Raw genomic sequence first — 21,971 nt, 5'->3', positions numbered from 1 at the left:
ACTAGCTAGTTCGTTCTGAACTGAAATAGTCGTAGAGTAGATCGAGCGGAGTGTGTCCTGAGTGTTTGAGTATTCGCTGACGAAATAGTCCCTCAGAACAGTGCGTTAACTCATCCCAGTCGGGTTGCTCAGATAGAAACAATTCACCACAATGATCGGGATTGACGGCGTTCCAAATGTCCTCAATTTGGCTATCGATATTATCGTCGAAATTAAGATTTTTTCTTAAATCGAGAATAAATCTGTACCATTCATCGTAGGTTAGCCATGCGCCGTTAGCATCGACAGGCAAAACGTAAAAGGTTAGAGCGGGAGAATATGGCGAGGGGTTAGCATAGTAGGGCGTTTCTATGATCTCCCCGTTATCGTGAATAGCAACACACAAATCGCCTTGACTAAACGTACACTGCACATCGCTTTCTAATAGTTGAGCGATGTGTTCATTGGTTGACCATGATTGTTTCTTCACGCCGGATGATTCGAGTGCTGCTACGAACTCATTCATCGTGAGCAGCACTGAACTCTGCGCTTTCATTGCCTCTAGGCCGCTGAAACCTGCATTCCTAGCCAGAGCCTGGTATCCCTGATTGAGCTTACATTGTCGTATTTCAGTTGGTATGTCTCGAAATTCGAGTTTAAAACAATCTAAAAGAGTGGTTGTAGATATTTCAACAAAATCTGAATATGCATTAATATTCATAATATTACCTCGAGTTATATTGGATTTGACTGCCTATCGTGTTTGATTTTATTGATACGGCGTTGACCAACAGTACCGAGCTAGTATTTGTTCTGAATAAAATCTCATTTTTACAGCAAACACACCATAGCCATGAGTGGCAGATCTCAACCTACAACGACAATGGCTTTATGTCAACGCAGTATTTCAGTGCGTTTAATAGCAGGCGGTGCCAAGCTGAGCCGCTTGCTTACGATTTAATCCCCTGTAGTGGGAAAACCTAGTACAGGCGCTCTAGCCACGATTTTGGAGCGTAAAGTCGCTTTTACTTGGCCAAAAAGTGGCTTCTAAGTCTGCAATAGATGTAAATAAAGCGACAATAGATTTGCTTATGCTATATAAATAACATGTTCATACTATTGCAGTTGATAATGATCGAGAGATTGCCAAACACGAAGAGATAGTAGCAGCATTGAATGCTGATATTTACGTTGCTCATCCCTATAGTTCTTAGGGGCGTGTTGCTAATGAAAACGCTAATGGTCTTTTGAGGCTGTATCTACAGAAAGGCACTGATTTAAGAGTGGTATCAGATAAGGGTATTCTATTTGCATAAAATAGAATAAATCATCGACACAAAGAAGTGTTTAGGGTTCAAGTAGCCTGCAATGGTTTTAAACGGCATGGCTTTAATTGCTTGATGTGCAGCTATACGAGGTTTTCCGAGTTTATGCAGCTGTCTAACAGACACACCTAGCTCTATGACTTTATTCATCGCGGTCTCCGATAGCGGGTGTTGATGGTAATCATTGTCATCTTTCCATTGTTGTAACTTCCCAGATTTCAATGCGTCAACGGCTTCATTTCGCGGGTGACCTTCTTCCCAATATCCTGTGTTTGAACGCGGCGGAATAGCTGGTTTTGCACCTTTGTGCCGCAGCTATTTGTGACACTCTTTAGTGTCGTATGCACCATCGGCTGATACAACATCGTGAGTATTTACGTCAATCGCGAGGTGTAACTTACGCCACGTGCGTCGCCGTGCTCTACCGTGCTTGAGCGTTTTCCACTTGCCTTCGCCATAAACTTTCAATCCTGTTAGAACGACGATAAGATGAGTAACGGGTCCTCGACAGGGTTTACGATACTTTACCTCAACAGTCTTTGCCCGTTTGCTTATATTAAGTGTAATCCGGTGCTGCTAATGGTACATCCATCAGTCGAAACAGAGAATTTATGAAGTCTCAGTTGCCCGCACTGACAACTTAAATAGGCCTTTGAACATTAGGGCGGTTTCAATCGTTGTATCACTAAATTGAAAGCCTCTAACACGAACGCCGTGATGGGCTTTGCAGTGCCAAGCATTGATGGCTGATTCATCCAACCAAAAAGTGACCGAACCTCGATTGATTAATGCTTGGTTGTACTGTTTCCAGTTGATTATTTTACGATTAGATTTGCCTATGTAGCCTGTCTCGTATCGGTACTTACAAGATTAGAGCACAGAGCACCCAAATGGTTCCTTCGATTTAGGCAGCAACGCCCAACAACCCCAGACATAACTAAAAAGATACTAAGCACAGGCTCATACTCATGATTAACTGATAATCGGGAGTTTTAATGATGCTCAAATGTTAAAGTTGGGGCATGGATTTGGCCTGAATAACCTTATGAGATTTGAGCTAATGCTCATGCGAATCGCATTAATTCAAGTAGTTAGGTTATTTTTTTGCCTTGTGAAAATGAACTTTTTGACTATGATTAAATAATACTCAATCTCTAAAAGAAGTGAGCTATTCATAATGCAAGCTGAACTATCATATTCTGATTTAAAAAAAGAGTTGTCGGAGGCTTTCAGGAAGGTAACAGAGTTTTTCCCAACAACAAAGAATGGTAAAGATAAACTATTTATTCCTTTAAATACATTGTCTAAAGAATCAAAAATAAAATTAATTGAAAATATACATAATGAAAATTACTTTGTATGGTGTATATCTGATTCGGTTGATATTAATGTAATTGTACCTGGTTTTTATGAATTATTGTTTGAATGCATACATAAAAAAGATTTGGCTAAGTTTTTTGGCATAGATCCAAGTCAAATTAGTCGATTAGATACATCTGATATCGGTCTAGTGATTGTATATATTTTTAAGAATTGGTATTTGCCAATGTTAAGTCCGGAAATGAGATTGACTCGAAGTAGAAATAAACAAAAAGATACGCTGGATTTACAACGAAAGTATTGTATTAATATTAGGGGGGAAATTGATTCGTTGATCGAAAAGGGGCTTTTTCATGATGTTACTCCATCTCAAGAAATGTTGTTTTTTACCGAGAAAATTTATTTTAAAGGCATGGCAGATCTCATTAAGCAGTATGTTGAATTTTGTGATTATAAACAGGATAAGAATAAAGTAAGACGTCGCATTACTAAAAAGTTACGGCATTGCAGGCCTTGTGAGGGTATGAGTGGAATAGATAAGATTTTAAAAGAACCACAGATTGTTATTTGGTTGTTTGGGATTGTTAATAATAAGAATGATTATATGGATACATGTGTTGAATTAAATGTGTCAACACCGGTATCTGATTTTTATGAGAGAGACCTTTGTTTTTCGATAGAAGGGTTGTCTGAAGTGCTTAAAGGTTTTATCGATTTTTCAATAAAGAATAATGATGAATCGGTATTATCACTTATTGATGAAAATGGTAATTTTCCTAAGGATGTAAAATTAAAGTTATGCTGCTTTTTCCAGAAGAATGAGTTAAAAAAAATACCTGGAGATCAATATATTCAAATTAAAAAAATATTAACGCAAATTGATAAGGATAATCGAGTAAAATATAAATATGTTGAGGTACTAGGGATGAATAAATCAGGTATGATGTCTCAGTATCAATTAACGAATAAACAGGTGGATGACGTTTTAGAAAATAAGATAATCCAACCTAGCGCAAAAGTAAAGGATATTGTATGTGCTGTAAAGAATCAAAGTGTTTATGTTTTCTCTGATTGTAGTGGCTCGCTTGTAGAGTTAAATAAGAATGATATTTGTCGAGAGGTGGGTATTTCAGAGAGTGCATTTTATGATCGGATTAGATTTTTGGAAATGAAAAACCCAGAAACTAAGATAGTAAATATTATCGGCGGATATGAATATATAACAAGGCCTCGGAATAACGTTACGAAAATCAATAATTGTAAAGAAAAACTAGGTATTTTTTACGTAATTAGATTTATTGCAATATGTGTGCAGACTCAGAAAGAAATGGCTGTTATTAAATATGGATGGACAGGTGATTCAACCGATTCACGTATAAAGAGTATTGAATCAAAAACACGCCATAAAGAATTAAGGCTTGAAGTAGACTGCGTAATCTACGAGGTAGCTGATACTTATGAGCCGAAAGCATATCATTGTGAACAGCGGGTATTGAACTCAATTAGAGAGCATGTATCCCCCTGCTTTAAGTCTGAAGTTGAAGGCTACTCAGAAATATTCTTGGAGTCAGATTTAATTGAAGTTCTTCCTAAATATCTAGATAAATGTAAATTAAAAAAACTTTATGAAAAGTTCGAAATCAAGGGTTAACTTTTTTGAATATAGAGTGGCGTTGTTGATTAAATCCTCACTTTAGACGCAGCTATCGTAAGTGTCCGGTGAACTGAGACTGTAACTAATTTTGTGTAACTGCTTATCAAACACTACTCTAAAGAGAGTAAAGGATAGGCAGATACCAATGAATAGAAAAGATATAGAAGCGTTTGCTAAAGAAGCAGCGAAAAGTATCAAAACACCCGAAGACTTAAATCAATTCAGTCAGATGCTTAAAAAGATAACGGTTGAGGCCGCCCTGAATGCCGAAATGGATGAGCATCTTGGCTATGAAAAACACCACAAATCCACTTCAACCAATAGCCGCAATGGTAAAACCAGCAAGCGTATTCAGACTGAAGATGGACAGTTTGAGCTTGATACGCCCTGGGACCGTGAAGGTAGTTTCGAGCCTAAATTAGTCAAAAAGCACCAGTCCAGATTTACCTCGATGGACGATAAAATATTGTGGCTCTACGCTCAAGGTATGAGTACTCGAGATATCGTACAAGCCTTTGAAGAATGGTATGGCGCAGATATATCGCCAACGTTGGTTTCTCGGGTAACCAACGCTGTTATCGAGCAAGTGATTGAGTGGCAGAGTCGACCTTTAGATGCCATTTATCCTATTGTTTATCTTGACTGTATTGTCGTAAAAATCCGTCAAGATAAGCGCGTTATCAGCAAATCTATATTCTTAGCTTTAGGTATTAACCTTGAAGGCCACAAAGAGCTGATGGGACTTTGGATAGCTTAAAATGAAGGCGCTAAATTCTGGCTAGGTGTACTCACGGAGCTGCAACAACGAGGCGTTGAGTACATTTTCATCGCTTGCGTAGATGGTCTAAAAGGCTTTCCTGACGCTATCAATACCGTTTATCCAGATACTCATATACAACTCTGTATCGTGCATATGGTCAGGAACTCGTTAAAGTACGTGTCGTGGAAAGACTACAAGGCAGTAACTGCTGGCCTAAAAAGCATCTACCAATCGGCAACGGAGAAAGAAGCGTTACTCGAACTCGACCGCTTCAGCGATACCTGGGATCACCAATATCCTCAAATCAGCAAGTCATGGCACAACCATTGGCATAACCTAAATACGTTCTTCAACTACCCTCAGGACATTCGTAAGGCTATCTACACGACCAATGCTATTGAGTCATTAAACAGCGTGATTAGGCGAGCCTTGAAAAAGCGTAAGGTGTTTCCTAATGATTACTCGGCCAAGAAAATGGTTTACCTTGCGATAAAAGAAGCCAGTAAAAAATGGACTATGCCCATTCGAAACTGGCGTACAGCGATGAGCCGATTTATTATTGAGTTCGAAGACAGAATTGTGAAGCATATTAACTAAATTGCAGTTACACAGAATCTGTTACACCCTCTGTTAATGGAAGCTTTAGATCGCCCTGCGACACAGAACTCTAAATTATGTTAGGGTTCAATCCTAAACAACCCAACGATTTACTTGCATTAGCAATCTAAGGTATCGAAACTATCGCTATCTTGAAAAGGCGTCCCTTGTAGCAAGAACATTATCAGGACTAAACCAAGTTATAAGGTTTTATTGACCCCAAATCTGTTAGTTAATCTCATCCTTATTTTAAAGCTTAATTCGCCCGTGGAACTGCACCATAATGGAAGGCGGTATCGAAGCATAAGTAAAATTAGATCTTGCTAATGTGCGGTTCGTCAAGCTGAGCGCAGTTGCGTTAAACAGCAATGTTAAATTGATGAGTAACTGTATATTTAAAAGGATGCAATAAGAGAAACTTTGCAGTAATCGACATGTTACAGTTCAGGTTTCACACTCTGTTTAAGTAGAGATATATACCGCTTTTAACCGTAATAACTCACCACTTGATTATGCTGTTGAGATTTAAGTAGTGATTAATACGGCTTTCAACCGTTATAACTACCCACTTATTTCCTCCGCTTAAGTTGTGAGTTATACTGCCTACAGGCGCAATAACAGTTGACTTAGTTTTATGAGGTTAGAATTAGCAATCACCAGACTTAACGATCTAGACTCAAAAGGTCGTTATGTATTTCTACACAGAGATTTATCAAAAATCTTCTACGAAGACTCTATACGTTCCCTGAACGACAGTCTTACTCGATTTGTTAAGAGCGGACTATTAGAGCGTGTGGCAAGAGGTGTGTATGTGTATGGCTTATCAAAAAATAAACGCACTTCTAAAACGATTGAGTATATCGCCACAGCGCTAAGAAGAGGTGACTATAACTACATTAGCTTAGAGTCAGCACTGTCATCATATGGGGTGATTTCTCAAATCCCTATAGACAGAATTACCGTAATGACAACGGGAGTAAAAGGAACCTACAAAACCGATTACGGGGTCATTGAGTTCACTCATACCAAGAGATCGATTAAAGATATATTGAACCAAGTTATTAGAACTGACAGGCCGCTGAGAATTGCCTCAAAGGTTGCAGCGCTCAGAGACTTAAAGCGAGTAGGTCGTAACACACACTTAATAGATATGGAGGCTATGGCTGATGACTAAGGCAAAAGCAGATTTTGATGCGCTAGTAGAGTTAGCAGTGGAACAAGGAGGCGCAAAGGATATGCGCCCTGTCATTGAGAAAGAACTTCTTCATTACGACATCTTGTATGCACTGGATGAAGCTAGGTTACTCGATAACTTGGTTTTTCAGGGCGGAACTTCACTGCGTTTGTGCCGAGAATCAAATCGATATAGTGAAGATCTTGATTTTGCAGGAGGTAGGGACTTCAATAGTAAGATGTTAATTGCAATGAAGCAGGTCATTGAAAAGTATATCGGTAATCGGTATGGACTTGAGGTAACGGTTAAAGAGCCCGCTTCTTTAAAGAAAGACGCTAAATACGCCGATCTGAAAATTGATAAGTGGCAAATCGCAGTTGTAACTTCACCGGAGCAAAAACATCTTGCTAAACAGAAAATCAAGTTAGAAATAGCAAATATTCCAGCATACACCAAGGAGCCTTTGCCTCTAGGTAGGAACTATGATTTTTTGCCGGATGGTTATTCATCAACACTGGTCTTCACCGAAAGCCTTGATGAAGTGATGGCTGATAAGATCATCTCCTTGCCAGCAACAAAGAAGTACATAAGGCACAGAGATCTGTGGGATCTAGTGTTCTTACATCGAAAGGGGGCAAGGCCCGATCTTGATTTGGTTAACAAGAAAATCGAAGACTACAAGATTGAGGGCTTCCTTGAAATGCTAGATAGCCGGATTGACTCTCTTAAAGAGATTGTTTATGGCGATGCTTTCTCGGAAGAAATGAAGCGTTTTTTGGCTCAGGAGGTTTTCGACTCTACCTTAGCTACGGATAAATTCAAAGCTTACATGCTGTTAACTCTTACAAATATCTTGCTTGAGGTGAAGAAAGGGCTAGTTAACGCTAACGATAATGAACCAGATTTTCCGATGTAACTGAATATTAGGGGTGAGTTGTGCTATCAGTGCCAGTGATAATACTTAATTAATGGCAAGCCGCGTCGCCGATAATGGGCGATGTTTCCAGGCTTTGTTTAGAAATCCCGATGCCTACTATAGGATCCAGAGACGAGTACAGTAAAAACGAGATGAATGCCTGGGTAGCTTTAAGCTGTTGAACAACAGATGAAATTCGCGTGAATTAACAATATTAAAGAGTTGTGAGCGATGAATTTAGGTCGTAATAGTCCTTGCCCATGTGGCAGTGGTAAAAAATATAAGCGTTGTTGTATGGACGGCGCGTCAAAATTGCATGCTGAAATGCTTGATGATGTCGAGCAAGTTGTGGCGATGTCACCCAACTTGACGATCGACGAGCTTAATGTGGTTATACAAAAGAGAAACGATGAGCGCAATAACCGCGCTAATCCTGATTTTTGTGGGCTGTCACCCACGCAAATGGGGAATTGGCTATATGCACCATTTGATGAATTGGATTGGGTGACGATTTGTACGCCGGAAGTACTCTCAACTAGCCCAGTAATGCGCTATTTGACACTGGTTTTAGACGAGGCTATGCGAAATGACGGTTCATTTAAAGCCACCAGTAAAGGAAATTTACCGACTAAATTAGTCAAACAGGCCAGTGATTGTTTACCTGAGTTCGCGCTGTCACAATTTGAATGGCATACGAGCATTAGCATCAGTGAATTTGCGGGCAGTAATGAAGATAAGTTTAATGCGTTACATTACACCCGCATTTTGGCCGAAATTGCCGGTATTATTTATCGTCGTAGTGGTCGATATCATGTCAAAAAAGCGGCTTTGACACAGTATCAGCGCCACGGTATTCATGCTTTTTTCAAGCCGATGCTGGAAGCGGCAACCACGAAGTACAACTGGGGTTACTTAGATAGTTGGGAGCATAGTATCGAGCTGAGAACTTTTTGGCTGTTTATGCTGTGGCGTTTACAAACACATGCTAGCGTTGAACAGTTGATTGATGAAGTCGCCACGGCATTCCCAGATCTATTACTTGATAGCCAAGTTGATGATTATCGCACGCCAATCCAGCAATTGAGTACGTTAATAGAGTTACGCTTTATTGAACGTTTTTTACAATACTGGGGTTTTGTGACTATCGATCCCAAACGGTTGTTCGCGCAAGAGCATGTATCACGAAGTGTGCAAGTTCAGCCCCTGTTAACGCAGACCTTTCAATTTAATACACCGCACTAGCCGATTAGCATGAGCGAATATCAATCCTACCGTTTTGAGTGTGTAGATAACTATCCTGCAAGAGGGGGCTAGGGAGCAAGCAACGAAAGGCGCAGGGACAAATTTCAAGCCGGGCCGAATTCCCCGTGACTTCTTTTCAGGTCGTTTATCACTACAGAGACCTAAAGGCTGAAGCCTACGATATTGTACTTGATGATTTTGATGTGGGTTTCTATTACGCAGATTGGGGCGTTAACACGCTATAGTCAATTCCTGTGCATCGCTTTCTTGCGCTCTCTTTTACCAACAGCTAAGACGGTGACTGTGATTACATTATCTTCGACTTTGTATACTAAGCGGTAGCCTGACTGTCTTAGTTTGATTTTGTATAAATTATCAGCTCCTGATAGTTTAGATGCCGGAATGTGAGGGTTTTCTAAGCATTCAATTAATTTTTTCTTAAATTGTTCACGAAGCGTTGCACCTAGCTTACTCCACTCTTTATATGCGCTCTTTTTGAAATCTAGCTTATAAGTCATGGATGTTTACCGAAATCGTTTCTTCATTTTCTCGCTCCGCAGCAAGAGATAACAATTCTAAATCTTCAAGACGATCCATCAATAACTCATAAGCTTCTGCTGGTACACAATAAAATGCGGGCTCATTTCTGTTCAGAACAGCAACTGCTTCACCATATGCACTTGAGGCAACTTTCATTGGATTAGCTTTAAACTCGGTAATACTTGCTGCTACATCAGCTAAAATTCTTGTCGTCATATCGGTCTCTAATTAGGTTGTTTATTCGGTCATTATAGCGTGTCATTGCTTTTGGAAAAGTTTACTACATTCGACATTGTAGGGTTATTATTTGGCTTGTTTAGGAACGATACTTTCGTGCTCTTCAATTACGCGTGTTGCATCCTCGTTCATAAGCCTAACGATATATTCAGTTAAACATTTCATACCAAGCAATGCAGATGCGTTTTCAGCTTTTGCATTTATTTCTTCATCAAGACGGAGATCTAAACGTGCTGTTGCCATCATTCTTCCTATGTACGGACGTATTCCTTAACATCAGAAACTATCATTCAAATAATGATTACATTCAATTTGTACGGAAAGGTTATGGATTTAAAAGGTAATGATTTCGATTTGATACTGAGACTCGTAAAATGGTCGGGATCGGAGTTCAGATAATTTTTAGTATGGCAAAGACACTGCTGTTACTTCAGGAAGTCTGCTCGACATTCGGTCATGATGTTGACACCGCCGGGAGGGGACGGGTCGGCAATAATGGCTAAGCATGCGTTCGCAAACAATAGCCATGCTGACGACTAAAAAGGCGCATCAAAATTAAAGCCTAACTCGCTGAGCCATCCCTGCCTAAATAGTGCTGTTCTGCTGTTGTTCACGGACATTGTCAGCCCTACAAGCGGCAGTTAGCGTGAGTGTTATCGCTTTTTCATCTCAGACAACACTGTCTCAAACGCACTGATATTGGCCGTGTTCAGTCTCATGCGAGAGGGGCTGTGCGCAGAAAACCCTTAAATTGAAAGAGAAATACTGGTATTTGTTGAATTCAGTAGAATAGCGCTAACCATTTAGCTTGTTTTTATTATTTTTATTGTTGCATTTCAAATTGTTATGGGTTCTTTTTGGCATGTAACAACATTTAATCTGTCAATCGACAGACTTATGATGATTTGATTATTCCTTCTAATCGCATCATACTGTGATTAGAATATAGTGTTTAATCGAATCAAAGAGCAGTCTATGTGGATATGGGAGCAAACAGAATGGCCAGTATTTACCTGGGACAAAGCACGCATCGAGCCACTCCTGAGGGAGACTCGGCTTAATCAGGGTATTTTGTTGGGTAAAGTCTCTGCTCAGTCATTGGATCATAAGCAAAGTATGCTTGATACTTTATTAAGCAATATTGTTCACTCGAGTGCCATCGAGGGGGAGAAACTAAATGTTTTTTCGGTACGTTCATCACTTGCTAATAAACTGGGTGTGTCTGAAGAGAAACCGTTTCCTATAACAGAGCAATCAGATGGATTAGCCGAGATCATGGTTGATGCGGTAGAGCGTCTGGATGAGTCATTTACGCTCGAACGACTATTGGGGTGGCATGAGAAATTGTTTCCTAAAGGCGACACGCTCTTTAACTCTGTGATAGGAGGACAATGGCGAGGTGATGCTCCCATGCAAGTGGTTTCTGGACGAATTGATCGGCCTGTTGTTCATTTTGAAGCGCCGCCTAGAGCAGTTCTTGAAGATGAGCTTAGTCGTTTTGAGGACTGGTTTAATGAGTCGAAAACAGATCCATTGCTTGACCCTTTATTGAGAGCGGCAATAACACACCTTTGGTTTGTGACTTTGCATCCCTTAGATGACGGCAATGGTCGGATAACTCGGTTACTCACCGATTTGGCTTTAGCCCAAGCCGATAAACTATCGGTACGATTTTATGCAATGTCAGTGGGGATCATGGCAAACCGAAAAAGCTACTATGAAATCTTAGAGAGCACGCAGAAAGGCGATCTTGATATTACGCAGTGGCTGGTTTGGTTTTGTAAAGTGCTTAATGAGACTTTTAGCAACGTTTTACACGATATTGAGCAAACCATACAAAAGGTTAATTACTGGAGAGCGGTTGATCAAACAAAACTCACGACAGAGCATATGAAAGTACTTAATCGTATGTTAGATGGGGACTTTCTGGACGGTATAAATACGAGTCAATACCATAAAGTTGCAAAAGTCAGTAAGCCCACGGCATCGCGCCATCTTGCTTATTTAGTAGAAATAGGCTGCTTGCAAAGATCGGGTTCGGGTGGTCGAAGTACCCGGTACATTCTAAATCAAACTGCTCAAAATGGATGAAGCCCAAAATGCTAACATTTAGGGTTGCGTATTTTTTAGTGCGCAACCAATAGCGCTAACCATTTACCTGCATTACCAATCGAAACTCTCGCTATCTTGAAAGGCATCTCCTGCAGCTGCAGCGGTTCCAGTGGTGAACGTAACACCAAGTAATGCACTTTCTGGTGGCAAAGTTATTCAGGATTTATTTTGACTATTCCTTTGGCAATTTTAGTTCACCACTACACCCCCCATCAATAATATTTGGACGCCATACCGTGACCTTCTTAACGGTTTGTTCTTACTATAGGTCGCAGCAATGCGCATTGTTTTTAGTAAAAGCTCGTAGTAGCAACTTGATGGTTACTCTTAGTAATACTTTGTTGCACCTTGATGCGATGGTTACTTCAGGTAGTCGCTGGGTTATTACTTGTTGAGGGGGAGATTAAGTTATTAAATATCGACACAGAGGGAGCACATATAACTAATAATGTATAATCATTTAGTTTTTAATTGTTATTTATTTCAATTGATTACGGGTTGCTTTGTTGCGGGTGACAACTGTTAACCTGTCAATGGGCAGACTTATGATGATTTGATCCCCGTCTAATCGCATCATACTGTGATCCGAATAGAGTGTTTAATCGAATCAAAAAACAGTCTATGTGGATATGGGAGCAAACAAAATAGCTTGGATATACCAGGCAAAGCCCGCATTGGGGCCCCGTCCGAGCTGGCTTGAACTGGGGACTTTGTTGCGGGGACTATCAGCTAAGTCATTGGAGTATAGGCAAAGTATGCTTGATACCTCTCCTATCGATACAAGAGCTTGATTTTGGGTCGTTAACAAAGCAACATGATCTAGTTGCTCTGAATAAAATGTCACATGGGATAAATAGAGTTATTTTATATCTTAGTCAATATAGCCTCAGATGGTTCTATAGTTAAAGACTGTTCAGTTTTAAGCGCTGGAGTTTGCTAAGCTCCCAGAGCTTAAAGGGAAATAATGGTGTTTTTATTGCACGCTTAAAACGCGCAGCTTTTCAAATCAGGCATAGTCAAAACGCCTTAGCGCTATTTTGAGTGCGTGTTCACAATAGTTAATGACCTATTTTAGGTTCATTAAATCAAAAGAAACTGACTTAATGTTCTTAAAATGACTCCGTAATTCGATTTGTTGTCAATTAATGCGCGGTTATGGGAATAATAATGTGGAGGGATATAATACAATTTGAAGACGTTTTACACTGACTCGACATATTTGTTTTACCCATAAGCACTTTCATTTGCTCGCGAGTAATTGAGGGCTTAATAACTCGTTCATATATGAAAGTGGGATCCCACAAATTGTGCGAGAGTACCGTATTTCGGATGTATAAATTAAAAAATGATTGATGAGAGTGTTGTTAATAATGGAAAAATCATCGGGTAATGCAGGGCGCCCTACTTTGAGTGCTAAACGTTCAAAAATTGGCCCTAATGAAAAAGATGCACTGATGTTAGCTGTGAGTCGGGATTTGCTAACAGGGACAAAAACAACTGGACAGGCTCTGAGGTTTTTACGGGTTGAACTGTTGTCGCTTAACCAAGAGCAATATGCGCGGATGGTCGGTGTCACTAGAAAAATACTCTCCGAAATAGAAAGCGATAGGTCAAAAGCGAATGTTTGTGTGCTCAACAGGGTGTTAAGAGGTGTTGGTTTATATGCCGCTATTTTACCGCGTGACAATTTCACAAAAGATGAACTATTTAAAGAGTTCAAATATATTGAATAATTTGGATACTGACGTCATTAACGCTATTCGGTTGAATCGGGATAACATTTTTTACGTCATATTGAGCAAGAGTACACATGTCCTTTAAGTTGCCTTAATCTAGGATGATTTTGATTAACTAAGCGAAAATTAAACGCAAATGGTTCAACACGCTGAGAGAAGAAAAATCGATAAGTGGTGAGCCTTGTGTATGCTTATTTTCTATAGCTCAGCGAATATGAGCTTCAAGTTAAATCAAAAAGTGCTTTTGACTACGTTTAATCAATTAAGTGATCGAGATTACTCCTCATTAAAGCAGCTGGAATAGTAAGGCTTCTTCCCTAAGCGGTGTAGGCGATTGACTCATATTGTATTTAACCACAACGGTGTTGTTATATAAGACCTATACTTATTATCGGGCACATTATTATTAGCTTGTCAGCGCAGAGACTTGAGTTTATTGGCATTATAGCAAGTGAACCAGAGGATAGCGGATCCCCTATCATCGTTGGAAAAGTGTACTGTTTACGTCCCCACGATACTTGCCTAACTTCGGTTGCGTTTTTTTTAGCTAAGTGGGTCATTTTTAGTTGAGTGCTAGCAGCACTTTGGTATTGAAATATGCTATTATCCGCCCCGCTATATCATTATTTCTTCAGTTATTAAGTAGTCGTATTTTATGAAGCCTCAGAGCCAAATGGATCAAAAAATGGATTTTTTGCAGTGTTTGTTTTCGTTAAAACGAGTGGAAAAACGAATTGTTAGTGTCTTAATCGACTCGTTATTTTTAGTAATAGCGTTTTGGGGCGCGGTACTCGTGCGTGTGGACGATATCAGCGCATTAACCAATGGTAGCTACTGGTTACTTGCTATCAGTGTGGTGCCAATAAGTATTCTAGGATTTGCCAAACTTGGACTATACCGCGCGGTATTACGCTATATGGGGTTACAAGCACTCACCGCTATTTTATTGGGGGTCCTTGTCTCTACCGTTAGCTTAGTATTATTCGCTTACTATTTTGAGTCACAACTGCCTAGAACGGTACCTATTATCTACGCCGCGTTCTCAATCGTGTTTATTGGTGGTACACGTACCATGGTACGCGCTTTTGTTGGCACAGGAATGAAGCGGGTCGGTGAACCTGTCATTATTTATGGCGCGGGAGTGAGTGGTCGCCAACTGGTCACCGCTTTAGTACAGAGTCACGAATATTACCCTTTTGCTTTCGTTGATGACGATACCACCTTGCATGGTACTGTCATTCAAGGTGTGCATGTGCATTCACCGTCAATCATGCGTAAGCTTATTCGTGAAAAGCAAGCAACGAAAGTGTTGCTGGCACTACCTAGTGCATCCCGCTCGCGTAGAAAAGAGATTTTGTTGTCATTAGAGCAGCTTGCTGTACAGGTGCTGACGTTACCTGCAATGGCCGACTTAGTTAGCGGTAATAAGCTTTATAGCGATATTAAAGAAGTTGAAATTGATGATCTTCTTGGTCGTGACAGTGTTAGCCCTCGTGATGATTTAATGACGGCGAATATCAAAGATAAAGTGGTCATGGTGACAGGGGCAGGTGGTTCTATTGGTTCTGAGTTATGTCGTCAAATCATTAAGCAATCACCTAAAAAGCTGGTGTTATTCGAGCTGTCAGAATTTGGTTTGTATTCAATTGAACGAGAACTATCTGCAATGGCGACGAGTCTTGGATTAGATATTGAGATCTACCCAATGCTAGGTTCTGTCCAGCGTAAAAATCGTATAACAGCGGTTATGGAAGCCTTTGAGGTGCAAACGGTTTATCATGCTGCAGCGTACAAACATGTGCCATTAGTTGAGCACAATGTTGTTGAAGGCGTTCGCAATAACGTATTTGGAACGCTTTATACTGCTCAAGCTGCGATAGCTGCAAAAGTAGAAACATTTGTTCTTATCTCTACCGATAAAGCCGTTCGACCAACCAATGTGATGGGCACAACTAAACGTCTAGCAGAGCTAGGGTTACAAGCTTTAGCTAACGAATCACACTCCACCCGTTTTTGTATGGTGCGTTTTGGTAATGTACTGGGTTCGTCAGGTTCTGTAGTTCCGTTATTTAGAAAGCAGATTGCTGCAGGTGGTCCAGTTACAGTAACGCACCCTGAAATTACCCGTTTCTTTATGACGATCCCTGAAGCATCTCAGCTGGTAATTCAAGCGGGCGCCATGGGTAAAGGCGGTGATGTATTTGTTTTAGACATGGGCAACTCTGTTAAGATTGTCGATTTAGCAGCAAAAATGATCCGATTAAGCGGCTTTGATGTTAAAGATGATATTAACCCGGAAGGTGATATTCGCATCGAGTTTAGTGGTTTACGTCCAGGTGAAAAACTGTATGAAGAACTGCTAATTGGTGACGATGTTACCGGTACCGATCATGAGCGGATCATGACTGCCAATGAACAGTACTTACCTTGGCATGAGCTTGAGGTTATTCTGAATAAACTGGATACAGCATGTCATGAATTTCAGCATGAGACTATCAGAGAAATTTTGTTGAGTGCACCTACAGGCTTTAATCCGACTGATGGCATTTGTGATTTGGTTTGGCAACAACGTGATGGTGAACAAGCACCAGGATCTGAATCTAACAAAGTGCTTTCTATCGTCTCTTAACTAAACTCAATAGCGTTATTTAAAAGCCAGCTCGTTGAGCTGGTTTTTGTCGTTTTTAAAGCCTAATTAATGGTTAGGAACAGTTTGTGCTGATTAAATATCGCCTTGAAATCGTTACGTCTCATGTAGTGATTGTTTACATGTGGCGTTAATTTGTTTGTATTGTATAGAATCCTTATTGTTAGGTGCTTCATTTGGAAAATATTGTAGGTAATCATACGACTAAAGGGATAGTGTTAGCAGGTGGTGCAGGTTCACGCCTTTATCCTATTACTCGTGGGATCTCTAAACAACTATTGCCTGTTTATGACAAACCGATGATTTATTACCCGTTATCAGTATTGATGCTGGCGGGTATTAGAGACATATTGATTATAACTACTGCAGAAGAATCAATATTATTTCAACGTCTTCTTGGTGACGGTAGCGATTTTGGTGTACAGCTGACTTTTGCAATTCAGGAAAAGCCTGAAGGTATTGCCCAGGCATTTATTATTGCGGAAAGCTTCATCGGCAATGACAGTGTATGCCTCATTTTGGGAGATAATATTTTTTATGGCCAAGGCTTTAGTCAGTCTTTAAAATCTGCTGCTCAGCGGCGAGTTGGTGCGACAATTTTTGCTTATCAAGTTGATCAAGCAGAAAGGTTCGGCGTCGTTGAGTTTGATAAGGACTTTAACGCCCTGTCTATTGAAGAGAAGCCTATACAACCTCAATCAAATTGGGCTGTCACGGGCCTTTATTTTTACGATAGCAAAGTCGTCACTATCGCCAAGAACTTATCGCCATCATCACGCCAAGAGTTAGAGATCACTGATATTAATAAAGCGTATTTACAGTTGGGTGAGCTAAAGGTTGAAAAGTTAGGCCGTGGATTTGCTTGGTTGGATACCGGCACATTTGATAGTTTGCAACAAGCATCTTCTTATGTACAAACCATACAAACGGTTCAAGGTTTAAAGATTGCTTGTTTAGAAGAGATTGCTTGGCGAAGTAATTGGTTGTCAGATGGTGATATTGTTCGCTTAGCTCAGACAATGGCGCACAATAGCTACGGGCAGTACTTGCTTAATTTGGTACAAGATAAATGATGAGATTGACTCATGAGTAAGGTCATATTAGTCACAGGTGGCTCAGGGTTTATTGGCTCGGCATTAATACGGTTTCTGCTCAATCATACCGAACATAGTGTGGTTAATTTAGACAAATTAACTTATGCGAGTAATACTGAAAGCCTTATTGGTATAGCGTCTTCTAAACGCTACCATTTTGCGTTAGGCGACATTTGTGAGCGTGCTTTTGTTACTCGAGTACTTAAAGAGTATCAACCAGATTGTCTAATGCATTTAGCTGCAGAAAGCCATGTTGATCGCTCTATCAATGGCGCTGGTGAGTTTATGCAAACCAATATTATTGGCACGTATACGTTGCTTGAAGCAAGTCGTGAATATTACGCCTCACTAGCTAAAGATAAAAGAGAGTGTTTTCGTTTTCATCATATCTCTACAGATGAAGTGTATGGAGACTTAGAAGAGGGCACTTCATTTACGGAAAGTAGTCGCTATGATCCGAGCTCTCCCTATTCAGCAAGTAAAGCTGCGTCAGATCATTTAGTTCGCGCTTGGTATCGAACTTATGGATTACCAATTGTTGTCAGTAACTGTTCTAACAATTATGGTCCGTTTCAACATACAGAAAAACTCATTCCGCTGACCATTAGTAATGCGTTAGCTGGCAAGCCTATTCCTGTCTATGGTAATGGCTTACAAGTCCGAGATTGGTTGTATGTTGAAGATCATGTTAGAGCACTCTATTGCGTGTTAAACCGAGGCAAGGTTGGTCAAACCTATAATATTGGTGGTAACTGTGAAAAACGCAATATTGATATAGTTAACGCGATTTGTGAACTTCTTGAGAAGTTAGTGCCAGATAACCCTAATTCATTGGCCGCTAGCGGACATCCTCTTGGGTTTAAGCAACTTATTGTTCATGTTAAAGATAGGCCTGGGCATGATGTACGATATTCCGTTGATGCAACTAAAATTAACGCTGAGTTAAACTGGCAACCCAGAGAGACCTTTCAAACTGGATTACAGAAAACTGTCGAATGGTATATTAAGCAAGAAAATAGGGTCTCGTAACAGTAATTATAAATAATTGACTCAATAATTGCTAAGGTTGAAAGAGTCTCTCTGTTAGAGATTCTTTTTTAAATAATTTAAGGATTTTAAGTCACAGATCCCTAAGCAGGTAGCCGTTAGGTAAGACTTCTTGTCTACTCAATGCTATTTTACGCTGATATTTTTTAAAGGTTTTAAAATGAAAATTGCTATAGCAGGAACAGGCTACGTGGGCCTTTCAAACGCGGTATTATTGGCTCAGAATAATACCGTCGTTGCAGTTGATATCGTCCCAGAAAAAGTGGAAATGATTAATAATAGGCAATCTCCTATAGCAGATGCTGAAATTGAGGATTACTTATCTAATCGTACGCTTGGTCTTACCGCAACGTTAGATAAGAACTTAGCCTATAAAGACGCTGATTATGTCGTGATTGCAACGCCTACAGATTATGACACGGAGTCTAATTACTTTAATACGTCTTCAGTTGAGGCTGTTATTCAAGATGTAATGGCTATTAACCCCAATGCAGTTATGATTATTAAGTCAACCGTACCTGTTGGGTACACTGAGTCAGTAAAACAAAGGTTTGGTTCTCAGAATATTCTTTTCTCACCAGAGTTTTTACGCGAAGGTCGAGCACTTTACGACAATTTACATCCGTCGCGTATTATTATCGGTGAGCGTTCAGAGCGTGCAGAAGTCTTTGCAAACTTACTCAGCCAAGCGGCTGTAAAAGAGAATATCGACATTCTTTATACTGAATCGACAGAAGCTGAAGCCGTTAAGCTGTTTTCAAATACTTATCTTGCGATGCGCGTAGCCTATTTTAATGAATTGGATAGTTATGCAGAGTCTCATGGTCTTGATACGCGTCAAATTATAGAAGGTGTGGGCTTGGACCCACGTATTGGCAGTCATTATAACAACCCATCTTTTGGTTATGGTGGTTACTGTTTACCTAAAGACACAAAGCAACTACGCGCAAATTATCAGAATGTGCCGAACAGCTTGATTAGCGCGATTGTTGATGCTAACTCTACGCGTAAAGACTTTATTGCAGACTCTATTATTAAGAAAAAGCCAAAAATAGTCGGTGTGTATCGATTAATTATGAAGTCAGGTTCTGATAACTTCCGTGCATCTTCTATTCAAGGCATTATGAAGCGCATAAAGGCTAAAGGGATTGAGGTTGTTGTTTTTGAGCCTGTACTTACCGAGCCAGAATTTTTTAATTCTCGTGTAATGCAAGACCTGAATGAATTTAAGCAAGTTGCGGATGTCATAGTATCTAACCGAATGGTTGACGAGCTTGCGGATGTTGCTGGTAAGGTCTACACACGTGATCTGTTTGGATCGGATTGATTCAAAGAAGGTCCTAGGAAAAGAAAGGTTCTAGGTAAAAAGCTAAGAAGATTAAAGCAAAAACGGTACAAGCTGAAACGGAAAAGCGGAACGGCCTGCGGCCTAAATAACGCTTTACTTACGGAGTACGGAGCGCTGCGCTCACGGTTAAAAGCTGTAAGCTCGAAGGCAACGCCGTTTTGTTTTTGATTCCCCTAGTAGGACGTAGTCCGTCCTCGGAGTTAAGCGTTCTAGGTCCTAGAAACTTGTTTTTAAGAAAAAGAGAATTTTATGAAGTATTTAGTAACAGGTGCAGCAGGTTTTATCGGTGCTAAAGTAAGTGAGCGCCTATGTGCGGCTGGACATGAAGTGGTTGGTATCGATAATATCAACGACTACTATGATGTAAATTTAAAATTAGATCGCCTTAAAAACCTAGAGTCACAAGCTCTTTTTTCATTTAAGAAATTAGATTTGGCGGATAGGGAAGGCATCGCTGAACTGTTTGCTGATGAAGGTTTTGATAGAGTTGTCCACCTAGCGGCTCAAGCGGGTGTGCGTTACTCTATTGATAATCCTATGGCTTATGCCGATAGTAATTTGGTTGGCCATTTAACTATTCTGGAAGGCTGTCGTAATCATAAGGTCAAGCACTTAGTCTATGCATCTTCAAGCTCTGTTTATGGTCTTAACTCAAAAATGCCGTTCTCAACAGATGACAGTGTTGATCATCCAATCTCTTTATATGCGGCGACTAAAAAAGCCAATGAGCTGATGTCACACACTTATTCTCATCTTTATGGGATCCCGACTACAGGCTTGCGTTTTTTTACTGTTTACGGTCCATGGAGTCGTCCTGATATGGCGCTGCTAAAGTTCACCAATAAGATCGTCAAAGGTGAACCTATTGATGTTTACAATCACGGAAATCTAAGCCGAGACTTCACTTATATTGATGATATTGTCGAAGGAATCATCCGTATTCAAGATTGTATCCCAGCAGCTAATCCAGAGTGGAAAGCTGAACATGCTACACCCGCAACTAGTTCAGCGCCTTACCGTGTGTTCAATATCGGCAACGGTAGCCCGGTTAAATTGATGGATTATATATCTGCGCTAGAAAAATCTCTGGGAATTGAAGCCATTAAAAATATGATGGATATGCAGCCTGGTGATGTTCATTCAACTTGGGCAGATACTGAAGACTTGTTTAAGACTGTGGGTTATAAGCCACAAACTAGCGTTGAAGAAGGCGTACAAAAGTTTGCTGATTGGTATAAAGCGTATTATTTGAAAAGCTAAGAAGGTCCTAGGTTCTAGGAAAAGCAGGTCCTAGGTAAGAGCAAAGACGATAAGCAAAGTTGGTAAAGCGGAACGGCCTGCGGCCTCACTGATTACGGAACGTTCGCAAGCTCACTCACGGAACGCTGTGCTGACGGTTAGGGCTAAGAAGAGCCTAGGTTCTAGGAAAAGCAGGTCCTAGGTAAAAGCAAAGACGATAAGCAAAGATGGTAAAACGGTTCCGTAGTCTGTCAGCCGTAAGCGAAGCGTTCGTCTTCGCTTTCTTTTTAACCTTATTTTAAAAGACCACGATGAAATTAATACCTACTTCTATTCCTGACGTGTTGCTGTTTGAGCCAAAGGTATTTGGTGATGAACGTGGTTTCTTTATGGAAACCTTTCGTCAATCAGAGTTTGACGCCTTATTTGCTGAGGCCGGTTCTATTTGCCCTCAATTCGTACAAGAAAATATGAGCCGCTCTGCAAAACATGTTCTGCGTGGGTTGCATTATCAGCAGCAGAAAGCCCAAGGTAAACTTATTCGTGTCACTGCGGGAAGTATCTTTGATGTTGCTGTGGATATTCGAAAAGGCTCGAAGACATATGGGCAATGGTTTGGACACATATTGTCAGCCGATAATCGGTTGCAGATGTATATTCCTCCGGGTTTCGCTCACGGTTTTTTCACTTTAAGTGAATACGCTGACATTCTCTATAAATGTACTGACTATTATGCGCCTGAGTTTGAACGATGTATTGCATGGGATGACCCAGGGTTAAATATTCAATGGCCGCTAGACGAATGCATTGAGCCGATTTTATCGGAAAAAGATAAAAAGGCTAAGAAGATTCTAGGTCCTAAGAAAAGCAGGTTCTAGGGAAAGCAGGTCCTAGGTAAGAGCAAAGAGGGTAAGCTGAGACGGGAAGGTGGAACGGCCTGCGGCCTCACTGATTACGGAACGTTCGCAGGCTCACTCACGGAACGCTGCGCTGACGGTTAAAAC

15 protein-coding genes and 4 pseudogenes are annotated in these 21,971 nt (G+C 40.4%); 14 read left to right on the top strand and 5 right to left on the bottom strand.

Annotated elements, in window-relative coordinates; translation table 11 throughout:
* Position 1 precedes the first annotated feature (1 nt).
* Entirely contained in the window at positions 2-700 is a 699-nt protein-coding gene (locus AB4298_RS20765) for a hypothetical protein (RefSeq protein ID WP_371988271.1), read from the bottom strand.
* A gap of 246 nt (positions 701-946) precedes the next feature.
* Here AB4298_RS20765 and AB4298_RS20760 point away from each other — a divergent pair.
* Positions 947-1,292 (top strand): annotated as a pseudogene (locus tag AB4298_RS20760) (IS30 family transposase); the annotation flags it as partial.
* Here AB4298_RS20760 and AB4298_RS20755 read toward each other — a convergent pair.
* A pseudogene (locus AB4298_RS20755) lies at positions 1,284-2,144 on the bottom strand (IS5 family transposase). The pseudogenes AB4298_RS20760 and AB4298_RS20755 sit on opposite strands and share 9 nt — an antisense overlap.
* 337 nt (positions 2,145-2,481) lie before the next feature.
* On the opposite strand from AB4298_RS20755, the gene AB4298_RS20750 reads away from it, so the two are divergent.
* The 5 genes and pseudogenes from AB4298_RS20750 to AB4298_RS20730 all read left to right on the top strand — a co-directional run bounded on the left by AB4298_RS20750 (position 2,482) and on the right by AB4298_RS20730 (position 8,967).
* The gene (locus tag AB4298_RS20750) at positions 2,482-4,275 is read left to right on the top strand and encodes a hypothetical protein (RefSeq protein WP_371988269.1); all 1,794 of its coding nucleotides are present in this window, start codon (positions 2,482-2,484) and stop codon (positions 4,273-4,275) included.
* Positions 4,276-4,423: 148 nt separating this feature from the next.
* Positions 4,424-5,635, top strand: a pseudogene (locus tag AB4298_RS20745) (IS256 family transposase).
* A 634-nt stretch (positions 5,636-6,269) separates the two neighbouring features.
* A complete protein-coding gene (gene abiEi, locus AB4298_RS20740) occupies positions 6,270-6,809 on the top strand; it encodes a type IV toxin-antitoxin system AbiEi family antitoxin (protein ID WP_371988267.1) in 540 nt (179 codons plus the stop codon).
* Entirely contained in the window at positions 6,802-7,725 is a 924-nt protein-coding gene (locus AB4298_RS20735; protein ID WP_371988265.1) for a nucleotidyl transferase AbiEii/AbiGii toxin family protein, read from the top strand. Before abiEi ends, AB4298_RS20735 begins: the two co-directional genes overlap by 8 nt.
* 231 nt (positions 7,726-7,956) lie before the next feature.
* Positions 7,957-8,967 (top strand): YecA family protein, encoded by a 1,011-nt coding sequence (locus tag AB4298_RS20730; protein WP_371988264.1) that lies wholly within the window; start codon positions 7,957-7,959, stop codon positions 8,965-8,967.
* 245 nt (positions 8,968-9,212) lie between these two features.
* Here AB4298_RS20730 and AB4298_RS20725 read toward each other — a convergent pair whose 3' ends face one another.
* From AB4298_RS20725 to AB4298_RS20715, 3 genes and pseudogenes are all read right to left on the bottom strand, one after another.
* Positions 9,213-9,485 (bottom strand): type II toxin-antitoxin system RelE family toxin, encoded by a 273-nt coding sequence (locus AB4298_RS20725; protein ID WP_371988263.1) that lies wholly within the window; start codon positions 9,483-9,485, stop codon positions 9,213-9,215.
* Positions 9,475-9,723, bottom strand: a complete 249-nt coding sequence (locus tag AB4298_RS20720; protein WP_239891619.1) for a type II toxin-antitoxin system Phd/YefM family antitoxin — start codon at positions 9,721-9,723, stop codon at positions 9,475-9,477. The genes AB4298_RS20725 and AB4298_RS20720 overlap by 11 nt, the downstream gene beginning before the upstream one ends.
* Before the next feature lie 108 nt (positions 9,724-9,831).
* A pseudogene (locus AB4298_RS20715) lies at positions 9,832-9,987 on the bottom strand (type II toxin -antitoxin system TacA 1-like antitoxin); the annotation flags it as partial.
* 732 nt (positions 9,988-10,719) lie between these two features.
* On the opposite strand from AB4298_RS20715, the gene AB4298_RS20710 reads away from it, so the two are divergent.
* The 8 genes from AB4298_RS20710 to rfbC all read left to right on the top strand — a co-directional run bounded on the left by AB4298_RS20710 (position 10,720) and on the right by rfbC (position 21,845).
* Positions 10,720-11,835, top strand: a complete 1,116-nt coding sequence (locus AB4298_RS20710) for a Fic family protein (protein WP_371988261.1) — start codon at positions 10,720-10,722, stop codon at positions 11,833-11,835.
* A 1,391-nt stretch (positions 11,836-13,226) separates the two neighbouring features.
* Entirely contained in the window at positions 13,227-13,589 is a 363-nt protein-coding gene (locus AB4298_RS20705; protein ID WP_371988259.1) for an XRE family transcriptional regulator, read from the top strand.
* Between the two features lie 688 nt (positions 13,590-14,277).
* Positions 14,278-16,221, top strand: coding sequence for a polysaccharide biosynthesis protein (locus AB4298_RS20700; protein WP_371988257.1), 1,944 nt, complete (start codon positions 14,278-14,280; stop codon positions 16,219-16,221).
* 194 nt (positions 16,222-16,415) lie between these two features.
* Entirely contained in the window at positions 16,416-17,312 is an 897-nt protein-coding gene (gene rfbA / locus AB4298_RS20695) for a glucose-1-phosphate thymidylyltransferase RfbA (protein ID WP_527251190.1), read from the top strand.
* Positions 17,313-17,324: 12 nt separating this feature from the next.
* Positions 17,325-18,362, top strand: coding sequence for a dTDP-glucose 4,6-dehydratase (gene rfbB / locus AB4298_RS20690; RefSeq protein WP_371988255.1), 1,038 nt, complete (start codon positions 17,325-17,327; stop codon positions 18,360-18,362).
* A 178-nt stretch (positions 18,363-18,540) separates the two neighbouring features.
* A complete protein-coding gene (locus AB4298_RS20685) occupies positions 18,541-19,707 on the top strand; it encodes a nucleotide sugar dehydrogenase (protein WP_371988253.1) in 1,167 nt (388 codons plus the stop codon).
* A 270-nt stretch (positions 19,708-19,977) separates the two neighbouring features.
* Complete coding sequence (locus AB4298_RS20680) at positions 19,978-20,988, top strand: NAD-dependent epimerase (RefSeq protein WP_371988251.1); 1,011 nt, start codon at positions 19,978-19,980, stop codon at positions 20,986-20,988.
* Between the two features lie 290 nt (positions 20,989-21,278).
* Positions 21,279-21,845: a dTDP-4-dehydrorhamnose 3,5-epimerase gene (rfbC, locus tag AB4298_RS20675; protein ID WP_371988250.1), complete on the top strand. Its 567-nt coding sequence runs from the start codon at positions 21,279-21,281 to the stop codon at positions 21,843-21,845.
* Positions 21,846-21,971: the final 126 nt, after the last annotated feature.

Source organism: Shewanella sp. 10N.261.52.F9 (assembly GCF_041471165.1).
GTDB classification, from domain to species: Bacteria; Pseudomonadota; Gammaproteobacteria; order Enterobacterales; family Shewanellaceae; genus Shewanella; species Shewanella marinintestina.
This window is presented reverse-complemented; position numbering and strand designations above follow the sequence as displayed.